The sequence below is a fragment of the Acinetobacter sp. V2 genome (assembly GCF_001188385.1).
GTDB classification, from domain to species: domain Bacteria; phylum Pseudomonadota; class Gammaproteobacteria; order Pseudomonadales; family Moraxellaceae; genus Acinetobacter; species Acinetobacter oleivorans.
Genome location: NZ_JZFB01000003.1, coordinates 80,849 through 81,953, shown reverse-complemented (window position 1 = coordinate 81,953; position 1,105 = coordinate 80,849). Strand labels below are relative to the sequence as shown.

The window sequence follows — 1,105 nt, the reverse complement described above, 5'->3', positions numbered from 1 at the left end:
CCCTAACCAGCCACTGGCTTTTTGATTGTATAAATACATATCAAAGCTTTTACCAATAAAATTGCTTAGATAATCTCCCATATTCTGTACAAGACCATTTAATAAATGATTTGTAGGACCTGTTAAAAATACAAATAAAAGTAAGGCATACAGCAGACGTAAATTAATACGCGATAACCACGCCAAACCTTTTTCAATGCCAACTACTGTCGTAATCGTGGCAACACTCATCATGATGAGAACAGCAGCAATTAAGGTCACTGAGTTATTAGGAATTTGCGGAAGTAAATAACAAATGCCTGATACCAGCACCAATGCTCCGATTCCCAAGTTGGTGACCAAGGAAATAACCGTCGCTAAAATTCCAAAACCATCAACGAAATCACCCACCAAGCCATGGACTCGCTCGCCAAAAATTGGGTAAAGCGCCGAACGCAAAGCTAGGGGTAAATTTTGTCTGAAAGCAAAATAACCTAACGTGACTCCGAGCAATGCATAGAGTACCCAACCATGGATGCCCCAATGCAAAAAGCTATAAGTCATGGCATTACGGGCTGCCTGAATGGTTCCTGACTCACCTTCAGGTGGTCTTAAGAAGTGATCAACAGGTTCAGCAACACCATAATAAAGTAGTGCAATACCAATCCCTGCCGAAAACAACATTGAAGTCCAAGCCAAATAACTAAACTCAGGTTTGTCGTCGTCTTTTCCTAATGGAATCTGCCCTACTTTTGAAAAAGCGAGCCAAGCGACAAAGCCCAAACACAGCACAATAACCAGCATGTAATACCACCCAAAAAAGTGATTTACCTGCTCTTGTACATAGGTCAGCCAAAACTGACTTTTTTCTGGAAACAGAACAAAAAGTAGGCCAAAAATGCCAATACTGATGGCTGAACTCCAAAATACAAAACGATTTAACCGAATATGGTCTGAAGAATATTTATCACTTTTCAACACCATCTTATTGCTCCTTGCAATCGGTGTATTTTCTCAAAATAACGTGATAAGTAATGTACTTATGCGCATCATCCTATCCTTAAGAACTTTTGATTTTAGCGCTTTATTCCTCGTGCTAATCTTCAAAAATTCATTGATTTTTACA

The 1,105-nt window shown here is 39.3% G+C and carries 1 protein-coding gene; it reads right to left on the bottom strand.

Annotated features, from left to right (window positions below):
- The coding region (locus UC75_RS21315) for a BCCT family transporter (RefSeq protein ID WP_228137299.1) at positions 1–963 on the bottom strand (963 nt) is incomplete at its 3' end.
- Positions 964–1,105 lie beyond the last annotated feature (142 nt).